Origin of the sequence: Streptomyces sp. NPDC049541, assembly GCF_044465725.1 — a bacterium.
Lineage (GTDB): Bacteria > Actinomycetota > Actinomycetes > Streptomycetales > Streptomycetaceae > Streptomyces.
Genome location: NZ_JBITLY010000004.1, coordinates 32886 through 52790 on the forward strand (window position 1 = coordinate 32886; position 19905 = coordinate 52790).

Below are 19905 nucleotides of genomic sequence, written 5' to 3' on the forward strand. Positions count from 1 at the left end.
CGTGAACATCAGAAGAGTTCTGCCGTACGGCGTCGCGGCGGCCCTGGCGCTGCCGCTCGCCGGACTCGGCCAGGGCACCGCGCTGGCCGCCACCGACTACCAGGCCGAGGACGCCCTGATCTCGCAGGGCACCGTGGCCACCAACCACACCGGGTACACCGGCACCGGCTTCGTCGACTACACCAACGTCAAGGGCTCCTATGTGGAGTTCACGGTGAGCGCGGCCTCCGCCGGCACCTCCGCCCTCACCCTGCGCTACGCCAACGGGACCTCCACCGACCGGCCGATGGACATCTCCGTGGGCGGCACGGTCGTCGCCTCCGGGGTGTCCTTCCCGGCCACCGCCGACTGGAACACCTGGGTCACCAAGACCGTCAACGTCCCGCTGACCGCGGGCACCGACAAGATCCGGGCCACCGCCACCACCGCCAACGGTGGCCCCAACCTCGACCGGATCAGCCTCGACGCGGCCGCCGACACCCAGGCCCCGACCCGTCCCGGACAGCCCAGCTGCTCGGACATCGGCGAGGACTCCCTCACCCTGGCCTGGGGGGCGTCCACGGACAACGTGGGGGTGAGCGCGTACGACATCTACGAGCACGGCAACAAGATCAGTGAGGCGCCGGGGAGTTCGACCTCCAAGGCGCTGACCGGGCTCACCCCCAACACCGACTACAACCTCACGGTGATCGCCCGCGACGCGGCCGGCAACACCTCGTCCGCCAGCCCGGTCGTCGACTGCACCACCAAGGCCAGTTCCGACACCACCCCGCCGAGCAAGCCGGGCACGCTGTCCGCGAGCAACGTCACCGCCAACAGCGCCGACCTCAAGTGGGGCGCCTCGACCGATGACAAGGGGGTCGTCGCCTACGACGTGCGCAGCGACACCACCGTCTACGACACGGTCACCAGCGGCACGTCGACCACGCTCACCGGGCTCGCCTGCAACAGCCCCTACAGCCTGAACGTCGTCGCCCGGGACGCGGCCGGCAATGTCTCCGAGGCCGGCAACACCGTCACTTTCACCACGAAGGCGTGCGCGACCGACGGCGGGGTCCCGTCCTCCATCGCGACGCTCTCCAGCGGCTGGACCATCCCCTGGGGCACCTACTGGATGCCCGACGGCAAGACCGCCCTGGTCACCGAGCGGGACGACTTCAAGGTCTTCAAGGTCACCAAGGACGGCACGAAGACCCAGGTCGGCACCGTCCCGAACGCCGTCACCACCAACGGCGAGGGCGGACTGCTCGGCGTCGCCGTCGACCCCAAGTGGGACACCAACCACTACGTCTACTTCATGCACACCGCCTCCGAGGGCAACCGGGTCGTGCGCATGACGTACGACGGCACCAGGCTCAGCGACTACAAGATCCTGCTCCAGGGCATCAAGAAGAACCGCTACCACAACGGCGGACGGCTCCTCTTCGGCCCCGACGGCTACCTCTACGTCTCCACCGGCGAGGCCCAGACACCCGACCTGGCGCAGGACAAGAACTCCCTGAACGGAAAGATCCTGCGGATGACGACGGACGGGAAGCCGGCCCCCGGCAACCCGTTCGGCAACTACGTCTACAGCCTCGGCCACCGCAATCCGCAGGGCCTCGCCTTCGACCGCAACGGGCGCCTGTGGGAAGCGGAGTTCGGCAACAGCTCCAAGGACGAACTCAACCTGATCAAGCCGGGCGCCAACTACGGCTGGCCGATCTGCGAGGGCACCTGCAGCACCGCCGGGATGACCAATCCCAAGGCCACCTGGAACGTCTCCGAGGCCTCGCCCAGCGGTATCGCGATCGTCCGCAACGTCGTCTACATGGCGTCCCTGCGCGGCGAGCGGCTGTGGCGGATCCCGATCAACGGGGACAACGACAGCGTGGGCGCGCCGACCGCGTACTACGTGGGAACGTACGGCCGTCTGCGGACCGTGACCAAGGTGCCGGGCGCCGACCAGCTGTGGCTGTCCACCACCAACTGCGACAACAACGGGAACCAGCCGGACGGATCGGACAAGCTCTTCCGTGTGACGATCGGTTAGGCCCGGTAGAGCGCCTCGACCTCGTTGGCGTAGGCGTTCTCGATGGCCTTGCGCTTCAGCTTCAGGGACGGGGTCAGCAGACCGTGTTCCTCGGTGAACGGCTGGGCCAGGATCCGGAAGGTGCGGATCGACTCGGCCTGTGAGACGAGGGTGTTGGCGGCGACGACCGAGCGCCGCACCTCCGTCTCCAGGTCGGGGTCCCGCACCAGCTGGGCCGGTGACATCTGCGGCTTGCCGCGCATGGTCAGCCAGTGCTCGACGGCCTCCTGGTCAAGGGTGACCAGGGCGGCGATGTAGGGACGGTCGTTGCCGACGACGATGCACTGGTTGACCAGCGGGTGGTCGCGCACCCGCTCCTCCAGCAGACCGGGGGAGACGCTCTTGCCGCCGGAGGTCACCAGGATCTCCTTCTTGCGCCCGGTGATCGTGAGGTAGCCGTCCTCGTCGAGGGAGCCCAGGTCGCCGGTGGCGAGCCAGCCGTCGTGCAGGGTCTCGTCGGTGGCCTTCTGGTTGTTGAGGTAGCCCTGGAAGATGTTCGGGCCGTGCAGCCAGATCTCGCCGTCGTCCGCGATGTGCACGGTGACGCCCGGGATGGGCTGCCCGACGGTGCCGTAGCGGGTGCGCTCGGGCGGGTTGGCGGTCGCGGCCGCCGTGGACTCGGTGAGGCCGTAGCCCTCGTAGATCTGCACGCCGGCGCCCGCGAAGAACAGGCCGAGCCGGCGGTCCATCGCCGAGCCGCCCGACATGGCGTTGCGGATACGGCCGCCCATCGCGGCCCGCACCTTGGAGTAGACGAGCTTGTCGAACAGCTGGTGCTGCACGCGCAGTCCGGCCGAGGGGCCCGGCCCGATGCCCCAGGCCTTCGCCTCGACGGCGTCCGCGTACTTCACGGCGATCTCGACGGCCTTCTCGAACGGCCCGGCCTTGCCCTCCTTCTCGGCCTTGCGGCGGGAGGCGTTGAAGACCTTCTCGAAGATGTACGGCACCGCGAGGATGAACGTCGGCTTGAACGCCTGCAGGTCCGGCAGCAGCGCGGCCGCGTTCAGCTGCGGCTGATGGCCGAAGCGCACTCCCCGGCGGATCGCCGCGACCTCCACCATCCGCCCGAAGACATGCGCGAGCGGCAGGAACAGCAGCGTCGCCGCCTCGTCGCCCTTCTTGGAGTGGAAGACCGACTCCCAGCGGTCCGCGACGGTGTCCGCCTCCCACATGAAGCTGCCGTGGGTGATCACACAGCCCTTGGGGCGGCCCGTGGTGCCGGAGGTGTAGATGATCGTCGCGGTCGATTCGGGGGTGACGGCCTGGCGGTGGCGGTGCACCACCTCGTCGTCGATGTAGGCGCCCGCGTCGTACAGCTCCTGCACGGCGTTGTTGTCGAGCTGCCACAGCTGGTGCAGCTGCGGCAGCCGGTCGATGACGGTGGCGATCGTCATCGCGTGGTCCTCGTGCTCCACGATCGCCGCCGAACACTCGGCGTCGTAGAGCATCCAGAAGCACTGCTCGGCCGAGGACGTGGGGTAGATCGGCACCACCTGGGCGCCGATCGTCCACAGCGCGAAATCGAACAGCGTCCACTCGTAGCGGGTACGGGACATGATCGCGACGCGGTCGCCGAAGCGAATGCCGCGGGCCAGCAGCCCCTTGGCCAGGGCCAGCACCTCGTCCCGGAACTCCGCCGCCGTCACATCGCGCCACTGCCCCTGGTCGTCCTTGCGGCCCAGGCTGATGTGCAGCGGGTCTTCCTGGGCGCGCCCGAAGACGACGTCGGCCAGACCGCCCACCGGCGGTGACAACGTCAACGGAGGGTTGGTGAACTCGCGCAAACCCGCTCCCCGCTCCTCAGTGCCCGATTTAGTGCTACTCCGCACAGGGCGTGAAAGCTACCCCAGACGGCGACAGGGCGGGAGGGGGGCCGAATCCGAGCAGTGCTCAGGTACACGCTGGTCACGGCCGGAAAATGCGCTCACATCCGGAAGGGTCGGGCAGAAAACTGACGGTTGAGTAAGTTTCGGTCCCGTAATCTCCACCGAATCTGTACGACCTGGTAACCACCCCCGGCGCCCGTCAGCGGGCCTGTCCGAGGGGTGCCGTCCCCTCTTCTGTCAGCGTCAGAGCGGAGGATTCCGTTACTTCCGCCCCGGTGGGGCGCGCCGTCCTGACCAGGACGATCACCAGTGCTCCGGCGACCGACGCGGTCAGCCCCGCCGCCACCGCCGCCGTGTTCAGACCCGACGCGAACGCCGACCGCAGCGCATGCTCGGAGAAGCTCCCGCGCAGGGCCCCGGCCGCCCCTCCCGCCAGCGCATGGGCCGCGTCGTGCGGCAGCGTGCTTTGCATGCGCGACGTGAGCAGGGTGCCATAGACGGCGATGCCGAGCGCGAGGCCGAGCTGCCGGAAGGTGTTGACCGCGCCGCCCGCCATCCCGGACCGCTCCGGCGGTACGGCCGCCAGCGCCGCGCCGGCGATCCCGGGCGCCACCAGCCCCGTGCCGACACCGATCAGCACCATGCCCGGCGCCAGCGCGGTCGCCGTCGACGCCGCGTCCAGCACCGTCATGCAGAACTGCCCCGAGCCGACCAGCAACAGCCCGCCGCCGACCGTGATGCGCGCCGGCACCCCGTGCAGCAGCCGCCCGCCGGCCGCCGCCACCACGAACGCCGACAGTGACATCCAAAGGAACACCAAGCCGCCGCGCACCGGGCTCATCCCGAGCAGCGACTGCATCCATATCGAGTCGTACGCCATGAGGCCGAACGCCCCCGCGTTGAAGGCGAGCGCGCCCACCATCACGACCGAGAACCGGGGGTTCAGGAACAGCCGCGGATCCAGCAGCGGGTCGGCGCCGCGCCGCTCCATCACGACGAACAGCACCAGCGCCACCACGGCCGCCGCGAACGTCACGAGGGTGCCCGTGTCGCCCCAGCCGTGCTCCCCGGCCCGCACCGCCCCGTACGTCAGCCCGCCCGCGAAGGCCGCGAAGGTCACCGTGCCCGCCCAGTCGACGCGCCGCTCGCGCGAGCCGTGCGACTCCGGGACGACCTTCAGCGTCAGCCACACCGCGGCCACGCTCACCGGCAGGTTGACGTAGAAGATCCACCGCCAGCCCGGCCCGTCCGTCAGTACCCCGCCGAGCACAGGCCCCACCGCGGCCGCCGCCCCGCTGACCGCACCCCACACGCCGAGCGCCACCGACCGCTGTTTGCCCTGGTAGACCGAGCCCAGCAGCGGCAGTGTGGTCGCGAGCATCGCCGCCCCGCCGAGACCCTGCAGCGCTCGCGAGGCGATCAGCATCCACGGGCCGCCCGCAAGGCCGCACAGCAGCGAGGCCGTCGCGAACACCACCACGCCCACCACGTGCACCCGCCGCCGGCCCAGGATGTCGGCCGCGGCGCCCGTCCCGAGCAGCAGCGCGGCCAGTGCCAGCGCATACCCGTCCATCACCCACTGCAGATCGCTCAGCGACGCATGCAGTGAACCCGCCATGTCCGGCAGCGCGACCACCGCGATGGTCACGTCCAGCAACAACATGAACGTGCTCAGGCACACGGCCGTGAGCGGCCCCCATGTACGCATGTCCTCAACTCCAGTGCTTCGTGTACGTCGAATGCATCTCTCCGTACGATGGACGCTGAGCGGCAGATAGCAACGGAAGCCAGGCACCTGGCGACGGAATCCGACAGGAGCGGCCCGGATGGAGATGGAATCCGATGTCTTCGACAAGCTGGACCTGCAACTGCTGAGCGCGCTGGAGATCAACGGCAGGGCCTCCTTCAGCCGGATCGGCGCCGTGCTCGGGGTCTCCGACCAGACCGTCGCACGCCGCTACCGGCGGCTGTGCGCCGAGGGCGGCCTGCGCGTCGTCGCGGTCCTGGACAGCGATGCGCTCGGCCTGGACCACTGGACGCTTCGGCTGCGCTGCGTCCCCGACAGCGCCCAGACCATCGCGGAGGCGCTCGCCAAGCGGCCCGACACCAGCTGGATCGGGCTTGCCTCCGGCGGCACCGAGATCGTCCTCGGCACCCGGCCGCGCAACGCCGGCGACCGCGACGACCTCCTGCTGGGCAAGCTCCCGCGCACTCCGAGGCTGCTGGAGATCCGCGCGTACCAGAAGCTGCACCGCTACTTCGGCGGCCCGCAGGGCTGGCTGCAGAAGTTCTCGGCGCTCGCCCCGGACCAGATCCAGGCCCTCACCCCCGATCCCGTCCCCGAGCCGGGCCCCGCCCGGATCGACCCGGAGGACGAGCCGCTGCTCGCCGTCCTGGAACGCGACGGGCGCGCCACCTACCCCGAGCTCCAGCGCGCCACCGGCCGTTCGGAGTCCGCGGTCAAACGACGCCTGGCCACTCTGATCGCCTCCGGGGCGATCTACATCGACAGCGAGTTCGACCCCGAGACCGTCGGCCACCCGTTGATGGCCGCCCTCTGGCTCACCGTCGCCCCCACGGCCCTCCACCGCGTCGGCCGAGCGCTCGCCGAGCACACCCCGATCGCCCATGTCTCCGCGACCGCGGGCCCCACCAACGTCACGGCGACGGCGGTGGTCAGGAACACCTCCGATCTGTACGACTACATCAGCGGCCCCCTCGGCCATCTGGAGGGCGTCCAGCATGTGGAGGTGACGCCGTACCTGCGCAACGTCAAGCAGCTGACGTACCGGCCGAGGCCGCGCTAGGTGCTAGCCACCGCGCCTGCGCTGCAGCCGGACCCCGCCCGCCAGGATCGTCGAGGCCAGGGCGTCCGCCGCGCCCTGGGCGGAGGTGCGGCGGGTGCCGTGGTCCAGGACGAAGTCGACGCGGCCGAGTTCGGGCAGGCCGAAGCGCTCGGGGACCCGGACCAGGCCCGGCGGGATCAGGCCGCGGGAGTGCGCCATGACGCCGAGGCCGGCCCGGGCCGCCGCGATCAGGGCGCTCAGGCTGCCGCTGGTGCACGCGATGCGCCATGGCCGGCCCTGCCGCTCCAGTGACTCGAAGGCGAGCGCCCGCGTGATCCCCGGCGGCGGGAAGACGATCAGCGGCACCGGCCGGTCCGCGTCCAGGCGCAGCCGCTCCGCGCCGATCCACACCAGCTCGTCATGCCAGACCAGCTCGCCCCGTGGGTCCTCCGGGCGCCGCTTGGCCAGCACCAGGTCCAGTTTCCCGGCGGCCAGCTGCTCGTGCAGGATGCCCGACAGCTCGACCGTCAGCTCCAGATCGACCTCCGGATGGTCGTGCCGGAAGCCCTCCAGGATCTCCGGCAGCCGGGTCAGCACGAAGTCCTCCGAGGCGCCGAAGCGCAGCCGGCCGCGCAGCCGCGTGCCCGTGAAGAACGCCGAGGCCTGCTCCTGCACCTCCAGGATCCGGCGCGCGAACCCGAGCATCGCCTCACCGTCCTCCGTCAGCTCCACGGAGTGGGTGTCCCGGGAGAACAGCTGCCGCCCGGTGGCGTCCTCCAGGCGACGCACGTGCTGGCTGACGGTGGACTGCCGCAGCCCCAGCCGCCGGGCGGCCTGGGTGAAGCTCAACGTCTGGGCCACCGCAAGGAACGTCCGCAGGTGGGAGGGGTCGTACATGGGAACAACGGTAGCTGCTCATCACGAAACGCGATGACAGTCAGAGCGGTATGACGGATTCCCGATCGGCTTCCGGAGGAGGACGATGAACGGGGGCCCTCCGGCCCCGGACAGCCACCGGGCACCCGACCCGGACCCACCGACCGCGACAAGCAAGTGGAGCACCGTGAAACGCCTGCAATGGCCGAGCTGGATACCGATCGACCCCTACATCCTGCTGCTGCTCGGGACGGTGGGCCTCGCGGCTCTGGTCCCGGCGCGCGGGGCGGGGGCCCATGTGGCCTCGGGCGCCTCCACGGCTGCGATCGCCTTCCTGTTCTTCCTGTACGGCGCCCGGCTCTCCACCCGCGAGGCGCTGGACGGACTCAAGCACTGGCGGCTGCACGGCACGGTCCTGGCCTGTACGTTCGTGATCTTCCCGCTGCTGGGCCTCGCCGCCCGCGGTCTCGTCCCGGTCCTGCTGACCCACCCGCTCTACCAGGGCCTGCTCTTCCTCACGCTCGTCCCCTCGACCATCCAGTCGTCGATCGCGTTCACGTCGATCGCCCGGGGAAACGTTCCGGCGGCGATCTGCGCGGGCTCCTTCTCCTCCCTCGTCGGCATCGTGATCACCCCGCTCCTCGCGGCGGCCCTGCTGGGCAGCAGCGCCGGGGGCTTCTCGGCCGACTCGCTCGTCCAGATCGTGCTCCAACTGCTCGTGCCCTTCCTCGCCGGGCAGTTGCTGCGCCGCTGGATCGGCGGCTTCGTCGCCCGCCACAAGAAGGTCCTGGGGCTGGTCGACCGCGGCTCCATCCTCCTGGTCGTCTACACCGCGTTCAGCGAGGGCATGGTCCAGGGCATCTGGCACCAGGTGAGCCCGCTGCGGCTGGGCGGCCTGCTGGTCGTGGAGGCCGTCCTGCTCGCCGTGATGCTCGTCCTGACCTGGTACGGCGGCAAGGCGCTGCGCTTCGACCGCGCGGACCGGATCGCGATCCAGTTCGCCGGCTCCAAGAAGTCCCTCGCCTCCGGACTGCCCATGGCGAGCGTCCTGTTCGGCGCCCACGCCTCGCTGGCCGTGCTGCCGCTGATGCTCTTCCACCAGATGCAGCTGATGGTCTGCGCGGTGCTCGCCAAGCGCCGCTCGCACGACCCGGTGGAGCAAGCCGCCGAGGTCACGGCGACCGCGTCACCCGCAGCGTCACGAACCGAGGTCGGTACAGGGTCACGTTCGCGTTGATGCTCGCGGAAGCGCCGCCCGTCTCCAGCCAGTTGACGTCGTAGCTCAGCACCAGCCGCCCGTCGCCGCTCAGCTCGGGGTGCACCTGCGGGTTGTACGCGGCGACGCCCGCCGACGGCAGCGAGGGGCTGAAGCTCCTCGTCGGGCCGTGCCACGGCCCGACGGGCGAGCACGCCCAGTACGAGGTCACGGTGGTCAGCCCCGCCGTCCCCGCCGCCATCGTGAACAGCACATACGTCCGGCCCACCCGCACCACCGAGAACGCGCTGCCCACCTTCGCCCCGCTCACCGGCCGCGGCCGAAGCCCCCACCCCGAACCGTCCCAGTACCGCCAGGTGGCCGCGTCCCCGAGCCGCCCCCGCGGCACCCGCGCCACATACGCCGACGAGGCCGGCCGGGACGCGGCCTGCCCGTCGTCACCGCCGAAGACGTACGTCCAACCGCCCTGCTCCACCAGGGTCGTACCGAACAGGATCCGACGCGAGGGATCGGGCACCAGGCTCTGGTCGAGCACCTTCACCACCGACTCGACCCGCAGCTGCGGCAGGGAGAGCGTGGCGACCTCGGTGGCGGTGGGCACCCCGTAGATCCACGGGGACTGCCCGGCCGCCCGCACCCACAGCAGCACCCGGACGACCTTCTCGGAGGATCCGGGGGAGCGCGGTTCGACCCGGGCCGCGACCGGCCAGCGCCACTGGTTCTGGGCGGCGTCGGGGAAGAGCGGTGCGGGGAGCGTGCTCTCCAGGCGGCCCCTGCCGTCCATCACCACGGCCGAGTTGCGCACCAGCGGGGCCGTCGTGTCCCGCCAGGCGTACGACTCGCCGACCGCGTTGGGCGGGCGGTGCACCTGGCCGAGATAGGTGTCCGAGAACAGCCACAGCACCCGCCCGTCCGGCAGCCGCACCGAATGGGTGCCGTCGCCGCCGGTCCAGTCGTCGGTACGGGTCGCGTCGTCGCCGTAGCGCGCGAACTCACCCGTCAGACGGTCGTCGGCCGACCACGAGGAGACCGCGTGCGGTGTACACACGCCGCCCTCCTGCCGACCGTGCTCCGGGAGGGCGGTGAGCAGCACGGCCCCCAGAACCAGGGCCAGCAGCAGGCCGAGGCCGGTTCCCGTCCGCTGTCGTGCTCGTACGTCGTCGGGCACCCACGGGACGTTAGTGGCTGTTGCTCGCCTGGTCCATGGGCAGCCACAGCGCCATGTCCCGGGATCCGTCCGATGCAGATCTCAGGGGCGCAGCACCACCTTGCCGAGATTGCTCCGCGACTCGATCACCGCGTGCGCCTTCGCCGCGTCCTCCAGTGCGAACTCCCTGTGCACGGCGGGCTTCAGCGCGCCCGCCCCGAACAGTTGCCACAGCTCCTGACGCCAGCGCTCGTACAGCTCCGGCTTGCCACGGGCGATCCGCGCCATCTGGAAGCCGATCACGGACTTGGCGCCGACGAGCAGGTCGTACGCCTGGATCGTCCCGCCGCCCGAGCTGTACGCCACCAGCCGTCCGCCCGGAGCGAGCGCGGCGACGGCCGGGGTGAGCAGTTCGCCGCCGACGGCATCCAATACGTAGTCGACGGGATCGCCCCAGCTGTCGTCGCCGTACGCGACGACGTCGTCGGCGCCCAGGGAGCGCACGAAGTCCGCCTTCCCGGTATCCGACACGGCGCCCACCACCCGGGCCGCGCCCCGCACCTTCGCCAACTGCACGGCCAGCTGCCCGACTCCGCTGGCGGCGGCCGTGACCAGCGCCGTCTCGCCCGGCTCCGGGCGGGCGGTCTCCAGGGCGCCGAGGGCGACGAGGCCGCTGCGGACCAGGGCGACCGCGTCGACCGCCGAGGCGCCGTCCGGTATGGGGGAGGCCATGGCCTCGTTCAGGAGGGCGAAATCGGCGTAACCGTGCCCGAAGCACAGCCCGGTCACGCGGTCGCCGGTGCGGAAGCGGGCGACACCCTCGCCGACGGCCACCACCTCGCCCGCGATCTCACCGCCCAGCGGGATCGGCTCGGCGGCCTCGGTGACCTTGCGGACGACGGGGAGCGTGACGCCCACGGCCTCGCAGCGGACGAGGAGTTCGCCGGGGCCGGGGTCGGGGACCGGGGCTTCCTCCAGGAGCAACGGGTCGCCGGTGGACTCGTAGCGGACGCGGCGCATCACACCTCCAGGGGCCGTCGTGACTTCCGACGAATTCATTGGGAGTCCCAACGATAAGCCGAACTTCATTGGGAAGCCCAATGGCTTTTCGCTAGGCTGTCCGCATGTCCGAAGCGCCCCTCGCCGCGATCCGCTCCCTCCCCAGCTGGCTGCTGGGCCGTGCCGCAGCGCGCGGCCGCGCGCTGGTGGCCGAGGCGCTGGCCGCGGAGGGCCTGAAGCTTTGGCACCACGTGGTGCTCTCCGCCGTGCGCGACCTCGGCCCCGTCGCCCAGGCCGACCTCGGGCGCAGCGTGCAGCTCGATCCGAAGGACCTGGTCGGCGTCCTCAATGACCTGCAGTCGGCCGGTCTCGTCGTACGCGAACCGGATCCCAAGGACAAGCGCAAGAACGCGGTGTCACTCACCGGGGACGGCGCGCGGCTGCTCAAGCGCTGCGAGCGGGCGGCGCGTACGGCCAACGACGAGCTGCTCGCGCCGTTCTCCGCGGTCGAACGCGACCAGTTCATGGGTCTGTTGATCCGGATTTCCGGTACGGAGAGCTGACGACGGATAACGTTCCGTCATGGCCGTATCCCTCGCTCTCGATCCCGCGCGCAGCGCCCTCGTCCTCGTCGATCTGATGGACCGGATCGTCGCGCTGCCCCTGGAGCCCCGCAAGGGCACCGAAGTCCTGTCCGCCGCCGAGGAGTTGGCGACCGCGTTCCGCTCGGCGGGCGCGACCGTCGTGCTCGTCCGGGTCGAACGCCCCGGTGTCACCGAACAGCCGCCCGGCAGCGGCCTGGTGGCCGGGCTGGCCCGGGACGGCGACCTTGAGGTCGTGAAGCGGACCATCGGCGGCTTCCAGGGCACGGGCCTCGACGACCTGCTGCGTGACCGGGGCGTGAACACGCTCGTCTTCGGTGGGATCGCCACCAACCTCGGTGTCGAGTCCACCGCCCGGGCGGCCGGAGACCTCGGCTACGACCTGGTCTTCGTCGAGGACGCCATGGCCGCACTCACGGCCGCCGAGCACGACGCGTCGGTGCGGCTGGACTTCCCGCGGCTGGGAACCGTGGTGACGGCGGCCGAGGTCCGGTTGGCTCCCTGACCACCGGGACGCAAAGCGCACCTGCTCACATCACCGTCCGGTGAGAGCCCTCCAACGGCCACCGCACCGCCGGACACCGGCCGCGAAGAGAGCCGTAGGGACGCGTCGGTGTCGAGACCCGAACGCGCGGTGCCGCGAGGCGCTGAGTGCGGTCGGGAGCTCGACGCCGACTGAGGTGCCCCGGAGGTGAGCGAAGCAATTCAGCGGTGCCGCGAGGCGCTGAGTGCGGTCGGGATCTCGACGCCGACTGAGGCGCCCTGGAGGCGAGCGAAGCAATTCAGGGAGAGTCGGTCATCCCTGGGCGGCCGCGGTCCGCAGAGCGATGCGGTCCTCGCCCGCGTACACGTTCATGGAGCTGCCTCGCAGAAAGCCCACCAGGGTCAGGCCCGTCTCCGCCGCGAGGTCGACGGCGAGCGACGAGGGCGCCGAGACCGCCGCCAGGACCGGGATCCCCGCCATGACCGCCTTCTGCGCCAGCTCGAAGGAGGCACGGCCCGAGACCAGCAGGATCGTGCGGGACAGCGGCAGCTCGCCGCTCTGCAGGGCGCGGCCCACCAGCTTGTCGACCGCGTTGTGCCGGCCCACGTCCTCCCGTATGTCCAGCAGCTCGCCGGCCTCCGTGAACAGGGCCGCCGCGTGCAGACCCCCGGTCCGGTCGAAGACCCGCTGGGCCGCGCGCAGCCGGTCGGGGAGGCTCGCGAGCAGCTCGGGCTCGACGCGGACCGGGGGAGTGTCGGCGATCGGCCAGCGGGCCGTCGTACGGACCGCGTCGAGGCTCGCCTTGCCGCACAGCCCGCAGGACGAGGTGGTGTAGACGTTCCGCTCGAGTGTGATGTCGGGGATCTGCACACCTGGTGCCGTGCGCACGTCCACCACGTTGTAGGTGTTCGAGCCGTCGACCGTGGCCCCCGCGCAGTACACGATGTTCTGCAGGTCAGCCTGTTCCGCCAGCACGCCCTCGCTGACCAGGAAGCCCGCCGCCAGCGCGAAGTCGTCGCCCGGGGTGCGCATGGTGATCGCGAGCGGCTTGCCGTTCAGCCGGATCTCCAGCGGTTCCTCGGCGACGAGCGTGTCCGGGCGGGAGGAGACCGCCCCGTCGCGGATGCGGATCACCTTGCGTCGTTCCGTGACTCGTCCCATGTCGTGTCTCAGTCCCGGTTCTGTACGTGCTGGTAGCCGAAGCGGCCCTTGATGCAGAGGTTGCCGTGGGTCACCGGGTTGTCGTGCGGTGCGGTGACCTTCACGATGTCATTGTCCTGCACGTGGAGAGTGAGGTTGCAGCCCACTCCGCAGTACGCGCACACCGTCGTCGTCTGAGTCTGTGCCGATTCGTTCCAGGTACCCGCCGCGCGCATGTCGAACTCGGACGTGAACGACAGGGCCCCCGTCGGGCACACCTCGATGCCGTTCCCGCAGTACACGCACGCCGAGTCGGTGAGCGGCGCGTCGTGCTCGACGGCGATCCGGGCGTCGAAGCCGCGGCCGGAGACCGAGATCGCGGAGGTGTTCTGCCACTGCTCGCCGCAGGCGTCCACGCACTCGTAGCAGAGGATGTACTTGTCGTAGTCGCCTACGTACAGATCGTCGTCGACCCTGGACCGAGGAGGCGAGGAGTTCGAGAACGATCCTGCGGCTGTGGCGGGCCCGTTCCGTCTCGGTGCGGACCTCCATCCCGCGCTCGGCCCTGCGGGAGCAGGCCGGGACCGGGTTCGCGCACGGACGGGGAAGCCGGGCGGCCCGACCGTTCGGCGCTCGCGGGATACCGCTCATCGCATACGGTCGACGCGCCGCCTTCTCAACTCGCTTGCCGCTCCCCTACGTTCGGGATCATGAGTCCCCCTGTCGCACCGGCCGGCTGGAGCCGCTGGCTGGTTCCCCCCGCCGCTCTCTCCGTCCATCTCTCCATCGGCCAGGCCTACGCCTGGAGCGTCTTCAAGCCGCCCTTGGAGTCCTCGCTCGGCCTCAGCGGAACGCAGAGCGCGCTGCCCTTCCAGCTCGCCATCGTCATGCTCGGTCTGTCGGCCGCGTTCGGTGGCACGCTGGTGGAGCGCAACGGGCCGCGCTGGGCGATGACCGTCGCCCTGGTCTGCTTCTCGTCCGGCTTCCTGATCTCCGCGCTGGGCGCGGCGACCGAGCAGTACTGGCTGATCGTCCTCGGCTACGGCTTCGTCGGCGGCATCGGCCTCGGCATCGGTTACATCTCGCCCGTCTCCACCCTGATCAAGTGGTTCCCGGATCGGCCCGGTATGGCCACCGGCATCGCGATCATGGGCTTCGGCGGCGGCGCGCTGATCGCCTCGCCGTGGTCCACGCAGATGCTGGAGTCGTTCGGCACCGACAGCTCCGGGATCGCGCTCGCGTTCCTCGTGCACGGGCTGTCGTACGCCGTCTTCATGTCGCTCGGTGTCCTGCTGGTGCGGGTGCCGCGCAGCGAGCGGCCGGTCGAGGGCGCGCCGAGTGCCTTCCAGGGGCCGCAGGTCTCGGCGCGCACGGCCATCCGCACCCCGCAGTTCTGGTGTCTGTGGGTCGTGCTCTGCATGAACGTGACCGCCGGCATCGGCATCCTGGAGAAGGCCGCCCCGATGATCCAGGACTTCTTCAAGAACACCTCGACCCCGGTGTCCGTCTCGGCCTCGGCCGGCTTCGTCGCGCTGCTCTCCGCCGCCAACATGGCGGGTCGCATCGGCTGGTCGTCCACCTCCGACCTGATCGGACGCAAGAACATCTACCGCGTCTATCTGGGCTTCGGTGCGGTGATGTACGCGCTGATCGCCCTGTTCGGCGACTCCTCCAAGCCGCTGTTCGTGCTGTGCGCGATGGTGATCCTGTCCTTCTACGGCGGTGGCTTCGCGACCATCCCGGCCTATCTGAAGGACCTGTTCGGCACGTACCAGGTCGGGGCCATCCACGGACGGCTGCTCACCGCCTGGTCCACGGCCGGCGTCCTCGGACCGCTGATCGTGAACTGGATCGCCGACCACCAGAAGGCCGACGGCAAGAGCGGCGCGTCCCTCTACAGCCTCTCCTTCATCATCATGATCGGGCTGCTCGTCGTCGGCTTCGCCGCCAACGAACTCGTCCGGCCCGTCAACGCCCGTCACCACATTCCCGCACCGAGGGAGGAGACCGTCGATGTCGAACGACAGCAGTCAGAGTCCGCCTGACCGGCGTCCGCTGATCGCCTTCGCCTGGCTGTGGGTGGGGGCACCGCTCGCCTACGGGGTGTACGAGCTCGTACAGAAGGCGACGAAGCTGTTCACCGGGTGACTGTTCGGTAGGTGTTCGGATGTCCGAAGGCCTGACGGAAGCCGACAACCCTGGCGCCCGAATCCTGTCGTCTTGGCTGCCGTCGTACCCGTGAGTCACTGATCAGACTGGTGGATCCCGCTACCCGAGGCAACGAGGGGGACCACCTCAATGAACGGCTCGCGCATCGCCGCCGTCGGCCACTACCAGCCCGCCAAGGTGCTCACCAACGAGGACCTGGCGGGCCTGGTCGACACCAGTGACGAGTGGATCACGTCCCGGGTGGGCATCCGCACACGCCATATCGCCGGACCCGACGAGCCGGTCGACGAGCTGGCCGCCCACGCCGCCGCCAAGGCGCTCGCGGCGGCCGGTCTCGCGCCCGGTGACATCGACCTGGTCCTGGTCGCCACGTCCACCGCCGTGGACCGTTCGCCCAACATGGCCGCCCGGGTCGCCGCCCGGCTCGGCATCCCCTCGCCCGCCGCGATGGACGTCAACGTGGTGTGCGCCGGGTTCACCCACGCCCTCGCCACCGCCGACCACGCGGTCCGGGCGGGTGCGTCGACGCGTGCGCTGGTCATCGGTGCCGACAAGATGTCCGACGTGACCGACTGGAGCGACCGCACCACCTGCGTCCTCGTCGGCGACGGCGCGGGGGCCGCCGTCGTGGAAGCCGCCGACGAGCCCGGCATCGGGCCCGTGCTCTGGGGCTCCGTGCCCGAAATGGGGCATGCGGTACGCATCGAGGGCACGCCCGCGCGCTTCGCGCAGGAGGGGCAGAGCGTCTACCGCTGGGCCACCACCCAGCTGCCGCCCATCGCCCGCAAGGCCTGCGAGCGCGCCGGGCTCGCCCCCGAGGACCTCGCCGGAGTCGTACTGCACCAGGCGAACCTGCGGATCATCGAGCCCCTCGCCGAGAAGATCGGCGCGGTCAACGCGGTCGTCGCGCGGGACGTCGCCGAGTCCGGGAACACCTCGGCGGCGAGCATTCCGCTCGCCTTCTCCAAGCTCGTCGAGCAGGGTGCCCTCTCCACCGGTGACCCGGTGCTGCTGTTCGGCTTCGGCGGAAACCTGTCGTACGCCGGTCAGGTCGTCCGCTGCCCGTGACCTGCGCGTACGGCCCGATGCGACGCATTCGACCCGCCGTACCCCTGGCCACTGTGCGCCGTGGACTGTAGACGAAAGACAATCCATAGTGGCTTTCCGGCTGCAGTTGCTCCGCGCTGCTCAGGAGGGGACCGACCGATGTTGTCGACAGGACTGCCGCAGGGCGCGGTACCCAAGCTCGAACGGCCCGGCCCGCTGCGCGACCGCGTGTACGAGGCGCTCCTCGAACTGATCACCACGCGCGCGCTCCAACCCGGCCAGCACCTCGTCGAGAGCGAACTCGCAGGCCACCTCGGCGTGTCCCGGCAGCCGGTGCGGGAGGCGCTGCAGCGGCTGAACACCGAGGGCTGGGTCGATCTGCGGCCCGCCCAGGGCGCGTTCGTGCACGAGCCCACGGAGGAGGAGGCCGACCAGCTCCTCACCGTCCGCACGCTGCTGGAGGCCGAGGCGGCCCGCCTCGCCGCCGCCAACGCGGGCAGCGCCGGCATCTCGGTGCTCGAGGAGCTGTGCACGGAGGGCGAGAAGGCCGTCGCCGCGGACGACTTGGACGGCGCCGTCACGATGAACGCCCGCTTCCACGCGAAGATCATGGAACTCGCGGGCAACGCGGTCCTCGCCGAACTCGCCGCCCAGGTCGACCGCCGCGTGCGCTGGTACTACACACCCGTCGCCCGGCAGCGCGGACAGCAGCCCTGGATCGAGCACCGCGAACTGATCGCCGCGATCGCAGGCCGCGACGAACAGCGGGCCACCCAGCTGATGCGTGAGCACACCGAGCACACCCGGCGGTCGTACCACGACCGGGGGAAGTGACCGCCGGGCCGGGCAGCGGGTGCGTTCCCGGCGGGGAGTTCGGCCAACGCGAGGCGGACGGACGTACGCCGGTCAGGACACGGCGGCGGCCGTCGGGCGCCGGGCTTCCCGTGCCTCGACCGCCAGCATGGTCACCAACACCGCGACCAGGGCGAAGAGTTCGGCGACCGCCGAGACGTGGACGCCGAGGAGCGTGGCCGCCAGGGCGACGGGTGCGGCCGTGGCGCGGAAGCGCAAGGGGTGCATGCGCAGGACCGCGCGGAACGCCACGTCCCCGGCGAGGAAGAGCGCCACACCACCCGCGAGAGCCAGCGCCGGGCCCGTGTGCAGGTGTTCCGTGAGATGGCCGAGCGTCTTCTTCAGGCCCGCGGCCAGGTAGGCGATGCCGAGCAGCATCGGCAGGAAGCAGTAGTAGTACGCGTTCATCGCCAGCCGCCACCGGCTCGGTGCCGGCGTGGCCCGGAACGCCGCCTCGGCCGCCTCCTCGTCCCGCACGAAGTACGTCCACCACAGCGCGACCGCGAGGGCCAGCGAGAGGAACGCGCCACCCACCAGGCCAGGAGTGAGCGGCAGTCGGCCGATTCCGGTGCCGATCGCGATGACGGACTCACCGAACGCGACGATCAGCAGCAGGCCGTGGCGCTCCACGAAGTGCGCCGGGTCCAGACTGCCCAGCTGGGCGCGCATCTCGGCGGCCGACCGCTGTCCGTCGGCCCTGCCCGGCCCGTGCTCGGCGAAGAACGGCGTCACGAACTGCAGGACGAGGACGAGCAGCCACAGGCCGTCCGCCGCCAGGCCGTCGAGGAATCCGGCCGCGGTCACGGCGAGCGCGGCCACCGAGTTCGGGACTCCGTACCAGATCGAGTCCCGCCCGTGGCTGCGGGTGTAGAGCGCGGTGTGCACGATCACGACCGTGAGGAAGCCGAGTCCGAACACCACGCCGGTGTCGTCGAAGACGCGCGGGATGGCGAGGGCGCACACCAGGAACGCGCCCATGCCCAGGATCAGCAGCAGCCGGCGGGAGGGGCGGTCCGGCGGGACCTGGTTGGTGAGGTACGCGTAGGCGCCGTACATCCAGAACAGCACCACGAAGACCAGTGCGACCCGGCCCGCCGTGGCGAAGGTGAGGTCGCCGGCGAGCAGCACGGTGAGCTGGGTGAGGGTGAAGACGAAGACCAGATCGAAGAAGAGTTCGAGAGTGGTGACTCTTCGACCCGGCTCCTGCTCCACTGCGCTGTTCATGACTCCCCCTGGATCGATCACACGTTCCCCCTGGAGCGCGTTGACCAGATGGTATGGGCCCGACATGGCTGCGGCGCGCGACTTTCCTTTGTCCTGTCAGTGGAGAAAGTCGGCAGTAATCCGTGCACAGCTTCTTCCCAGGTTCGGCAGGCGCTGCTACGTTCCCCTCGAAAGCCCGGACACTGGTGGCCGATTGAGGCGGGGAGGGGCTCGTGAGACGCATGACGGCACGACCCGCGAACGCCCATCAGGCCAAGCTGCTCAAGCTGTTGCGCGACGGAGGACCCAACTCCCGTGCGCAGCTCGGTGACCAGGTCGATCTGTCACGGTCCAAACTGGCCGTGGAGGTGGACCGGCTGCTGGAGACGGGCCTGGTCGTGGCCGACGGACTCGCCGCCTCGCGCGGCGGCCGCCGCTCCCACAACATCAGGCTCGCACCCGGCCTGCGTTTCCTCGGCGTCGACATCGGCGCGACCTCGGTCGACGTCGCCGTCACCAACGCCGAGCTGGAGATCCTCGGACACCTCAACCAGCCCATGGACGTACGCGAGGGCCCCGTCGCGGTCTTCGAGCAAGTCCTGTCCATGGCGGCGAAGTTGAGGGCTTCGGGGCTCGCGGAGGGTTTCGACGGCGCCGGCATCGGCGTCCCGGGACCCGTCCGCTTCCCAGAGGGCGTGCCCGTGGCTCCGCCGATCATGCCGGGCTGGGACGGCTTCCCCGTACGGGAGGCGCTCAGCCAGGAACTCGGCTGCCCGGTCATGGTCGACAACGACGTGAACCTCATGGCGATGGGGGAGCAGCACGCGGGCGTCGCACGCTCCGTGGGCGACTTCCTGTGCGTCAAGATCGGCACCGGCATCGGCTGCGGCATCGTCGCCGGCGGCGAGGTCCACCGCGGCGTGACGGGCAGCGCGGGCGACATCGGGCACATCCAGGCCGTGCCCGACGGCCGCCCGTGCGCCTGCGGCAACCGCGGCTGTCTGGAAGCCCACTTCAGCGGGGCGGCCCTCGCCCGGGACGCCACGGCGGCGGCCGAGCAGGGGCTGTCCGAGGCACTCGCCTCGCGGCTGGCGGCGAACGGCACGCTCACCGCGATCGACGTCGCCGCCGCGGCCGCCGCGGGCGACGCCACCGCCCTCGATCTGATCCGCGAGGGCGGCAACCGCACCGGCCAGGTCATCGCCGGCCTGGTCTCCTTCTTCAACCCCGGTCTGGTGGTGATCGGCGGCGGGGTGACCGGCCTCGGCCACACGCTGCTCGCCGCCATCCGCACCCAGGTCTACCGTCAGTCGCTGCCCCTCGCGACGGGCAACCTGCCCATCGTCCTCGGCGAGTTGGGCCCGACCGCCGGCGTCATCGGCGCGGCGGGGCTCATCAGCGACCACCTCTTCTCGCCTGCGTAACCAACCCGCTCAAGAAGATCACCAGTACGGCGTCCTGCTTCGCCCTGCCCTGAACGCGCCTGC

17 protein-coding genes and 1 pseudogene are annotated in these 19905 nt (G+C 70.7%); 10 read left to right on the top strand and 8 right to left on the bottom strand.

Annotated elements, in window-relative coordinates; all coding sequences use genetic code 11:
* Position 1 precedes the first annotated feature (1 nt).
* The gene (locus ACIBW9_RS15990) at positions 2 to 2032 is read left to right on the top strand and encodes a PQQ-dependent sugar dehydrogenase (protein ID WP_398955312.1); all 2031 of its coding nucleotides are present in this window, start codon (positions 2 to 4) and stop codon (positions 2030 to 2032) included.
* Here the strand turns inward: ACIBW9_RS15990 and ACIBW9_RS15995 are convergent.
* Together ACIBW9_RS15995 and ACIBW9_RS16000 are read right to left on the bottom strand one after the other, a co-directional pair.
* Positions 2029 to 3855: an AMP-dependent synthetase/ligase gene (locus tag ACIBW9_RS15995; RefSeq protein ID WP_398955314.1), complete on the bottom strand. Its 1827-nt coding sequence runs from the start codon at positions 3853 to 3855 to the stop codon at positions 2029 to 2031. The two genes, ACIBW9_RS15990 and ACIBW9_RS15995, sit on opposite strands and share 4 nt — an antisense overlap.
* Before the next feature lie 241 nt (positions 3856 to 4096).
* On the bottom strand, positions 4097 to 5605 hold the full coding sequence (locus tag ACIBW9_RS16000; RefSeq protein ID WP_398955316.1) for an MFS transporter: 1509 nt from the start codon (positions 5603 to 5605) through the stop codon (positions 4097 to 4099).
* A 118-nt stretch (positions 5606 to 5723) separates the two neighbouring features.
* On the opposite strand from ACIBW9_RS16000, the gene ACIBW9_RS16005 reads away from it, so the two are divergent.
* Positions 5724 to 6704 carry an Lrp/AsnC family transcriptional regulator gene (locus tag ACIBW9_RS16005; RefSeq protein ID WP_398955318.1) on the top strand — a complete coding sequence of 327 codons (981 nt, stop codon included), beginning with the start codon at positions 5724 to 5726 and terminating at the stop codon, positions 6702 to 6704.
* Positions 6705 to 6707: 3 nt separating this feature from the next.
* Here ACIBW9_RS16005 and ACIBW9_RS16010 read toward each other — a convergent pair whose 3' ends face one another.
* A complete protein-coding gene (locus tag ACIBW9_RS16010) occupies positions 6708 to 7580 on the bottom strand; it encodes a LysR substrate-binding domain-containing protein (protein WP_398955320.1) in 873 nt (290 codons plus the stop codon).
* A gap of 166 nt (positions 7581 to 7746) precedes the next feature.
* Between ACIBW9_RS16010 and ACIBW9_RS16015 the strand changes: the two genes are divergently transcribed.
* Positions 7747 to 8796, top strand: a complete 1050-nt coding sequence (locus ACIBW9_RS16015) for a bile acid:sodium symporter family protein (RefSeq protein ID WP_398955322.1) — start codon at positions 7747 to 7749, stop codon at positions 8794 to 8796.
* On the opposite strand, the gene ACIBW9_RS16020 is transcribed toward ACIBW9_RS16015, so the two are convergent.
* Positions 8732 to 9943 carry a DUF4185 domain-containing protein gene (locus tag ACIBW9_RS16020; RefSeq protein WP_398955324.1) on the bottom strand — a complete coding sequence of 404 codons (1212 nt, stop codon included), beginning with the start codon at positions 9941 to 9943 and terminating at the stop codon, positions 8732 to 8734. The genes ACIBW9_RS16015 and ACIBW9_RS16020 overlap by 65 nt on opposite strands.
* A gap of 81 nt (positions 9944 to 10024) precedes the next feature.
* Complete coding sequence (locus ACIBW9_RS16025; RefSeq protein WP_398955326.1) at positions 10025 to 10942, bottom strand: zinc-binding alcohol dehydrogenase family protein; 918 nt, start codon at positions 10940 to 10942, stop codon at positions 10025 to 10027.
* A 104-nt stretch (positions 10943 to 11046) separates the two neighbouring features.
* On the opposite strand from ACIBW9_RS16025, the gene ACIBW9_RS16030 reads away from it, so the two are divergent.
* Both ACIBW9_RS16030 and ACIBW9_RS16035 read left to right on the top strand, forming a co-directional pair.
* Positions 11047 to 11484 carry a MarR family winged helix-turn-helix transcriptional regulator gene (locus ACIBW9_RS16030; protein ID WP_398955329.1) on the top strand — a complete coding sequence of 146 codons (438 nt, stop codon included), beginning with the start codon at positions 11047 to 11049 and terminating at the stop codon, positions 11482 to 11484.
* Between the two features lie 19 nt (positions 11485 to 11503).
* Positions 11504 to 12028, top strand: a complete 525-nt coding sequence (locus ACIBW9_RS16035) for an isochorismatase family protein (protein WP_398955331.1) — start codon at positions 11504 to 11506, stop codon at positions 12026 to 12028.
* Between the two features lie 291 nt (positions 12029 to 12319).
* Here ACIBW9_RS16035 and fdhD read toward each other — a convergent pair whose 3' ends face one another.
* The gene (fdhD, locus tag ACIBW9_RS16040; protein WP_398955334.1) at positions 12320 to 13168 is read right to left on the bottom strand and encodes a formate dehydrogenase accessory sulfurtransferase FdhD; all 849 of its coding nucleotides are present in this window, start codon (positions 13166 to 13168) and stop codon (positions 12320 to 12322) included.
* Positions 13169 to 13176: 8 nt separating this feature from the next.
* A pseudogene (locus ACIBW9_RS16045) lies at positions 13177 to 13732 on the bottom strand (Fe-S-binding domain-containing protein); the annotation flags it as partial.
* Positions 13733 to 13857: 125 nt separating this feature from the next.
* Here ACIBW9_RS16045 and ACIBW9_RS16050 point away from each other — a divergent pair.
* From ACIBW9_RS16050 to ACIBW9_RS16065, 4 genes are all read left to right on the top strand, one after another.
* Positions 13858 to 15192: an OFA family MFS transporter gene (locus ACIBW9_RS16050; RefSeq protein ID WP_398955336.1), complete on the top strand. Its 1335-nt coding sequence runs from the start codon at positions 13858 to 13860 to the stop codon at positions 15190 to 15192.
* Positions 15161 to 15295, top strand: a complete 135-nt coding sequence (locus tag ACIBW9_RS16055) for a hypothetical protein (protein ID WP_266962832.1) — start codon at positions 15161 to 15163, stop codon at positions 15293 to 15295. Before ACIBW9_RS16050 ends, ACIBW9_RS16055 begins: the two co-directional genes overlap by 32 nt.
* A 150-nt stretch (positions 15296 to 15445) precedes the next feature.
* Entirely contained in the window at positions 15446 to 16384 is a 939-nt protein-coding gene (locus ACIBW9_RS16060; RefSeq protein ID WP_398955338.1) for a beta-ketoacyl-ACP synthase III, read from the top strand.
* Between the two features lie 138 nt (positions 16385 to 16522).
* A complete protein-coding gene (locus tag ACIBW9_RS16065) occupies positions 16523 to 17197 on the top strand; it encodes a GntR family transcriptional regulator (protein WP_398955340.1) in 675 nt (224 codons plus the stop codon).
* A 72-nt stretch (positions 17198 to 17269) separates the two neighbouring features.
* Here ACIBW9_RS16065 and ACIBW9_RS16070 read toward each other — a convergent pair whose 3' ends face one another.
* Entirely contained in the window at positions 17270 to 18439 is a 1170-nt protein-coding gene (locus ACIBW9_RS16070) for a low temperature requirement protein A (RefSeq protein WP_398955342.1), read from the bottom strand.
* A gap of 221 nt (positions 18440 to 18660) precedes the next feature.
* On the opposite strand from ACIBW9_RS16070, the gene ACIBW9_RS16075 reads away from it, so the two are divergent.
* A complete protein-coding gene (locus ACIBW9_RS16075; RefSeq protein ID WP_398955344.1) occupies positions 18661 to 19842 on the top strand; it encodes an ROK family transcriptional regulator in 1182 nt (393 codons plus the stop codon).
* Positions 19843 to 19905: the final 63 nt, after the last annotated feature.

What these genes read in the sequence shown, in the direction of transcription:
- ACIBW9_RS16010 (WP_398955320.1), bottom strand. Translation starts at nt 7,580, where the DNA reads ATGTACGACCCCTCCCACCTGCGGACGTTCCTTGCGGTGGCCCAGACG.
- ACIBW9_RS16060 (WP_398955338.1), top strand. Translation starts at nt 15,446, where the DNA reads ATGAACGGCTCGCGCATCGCCGCCGTCGGCCACTACCAGCCCGCCAAG.
- ACIBW9_RS16065 (WP_398955340.1), top strand. Translation starts at nt 16,523, where the DNA reads ATGTTGTCGACAGGACTGCCGCAGGGCGCGGTACCCAAGCTCGAACGG.
- fdhD (WP_398955334.1), bottom strand. Translation starts at nt 13,168, where the DNA reads ATGGGACGAGTCACGGAACGACGCAAGGTGATCCGCATCCGCGACGGG.
- ACIBW9_RS16000 (WP_398955316.1), bottom strand. Translation starts at nt 5,605, where the DNA reads ATGCGTACATGGGGGCCGCTCACGGCCGTGTGCCTGAGCACGTTCATG.
- ACIBW9_RS16035 (WP_398955331.1), top strand. Translation starts at nt 11,504, where the DNA reads ATGGCCGTATCCCTCGCTCTCGATCCCGCGCGCAGCGCCCTCGTCCTC.
- ACIBW9_RS16025 (WP_398955326.1), bottom strand. Translation starts at nt 10,942, where the DNA reads ATGCGCCGCGTCCGCTACGAGTCCACCGGCGACCCGTTGCTCCTGGAG.
- ACIBW9_RS16005 (WP_398955318.1), top strand. Translation starts at nt 5,724, where the DNA reads ATGGAGATGGAATCCGATGTCTTCGACAAGCTGGACCTGCAACTGCTG.
- ACIBW9_RS16075 (WP_398955344.1), top strand. Translation starts at nt 18,661, where the DNA reads ATGACGGCACGACCCGCGAACGCCCATCAGGCCAAGCTGCTCAAGCTG.
- ACIBW9_RS16055 (WP_266962832.1), top strand. Translation starts at nt 15,161, where the DNA reads ATGTCGAACGACAGCAGTCAGAGTCCGCCTGACCGGCGTCCGCTGATC.
- ACIBW9_RS16050 (WP_398955336.1), top strand. Translation starts at nt 13,858, where the DNA reads ATGAGTCCCCCTGTCGCACCGGCCGGCTGGAGCCGCTGGCTGGTTCCC.
- ACIBW9_RS16070 (WP_398955342.1), bottom strand. Translation starts at nt 18,439, where the DNA reads ATGAACAGCGCAGTGGAGCAGGAGCCGGGTCGAAGAGTCACCACTCTC.
- ACIBW9_RS16030 (WP_398955329.1), top strand. Translation starts at nt 11,047, where the DNA reads ATGTCCGAAGCGCCCCTCGCCGCGATCCGCTCCCTCCCCAGCTGGCTG.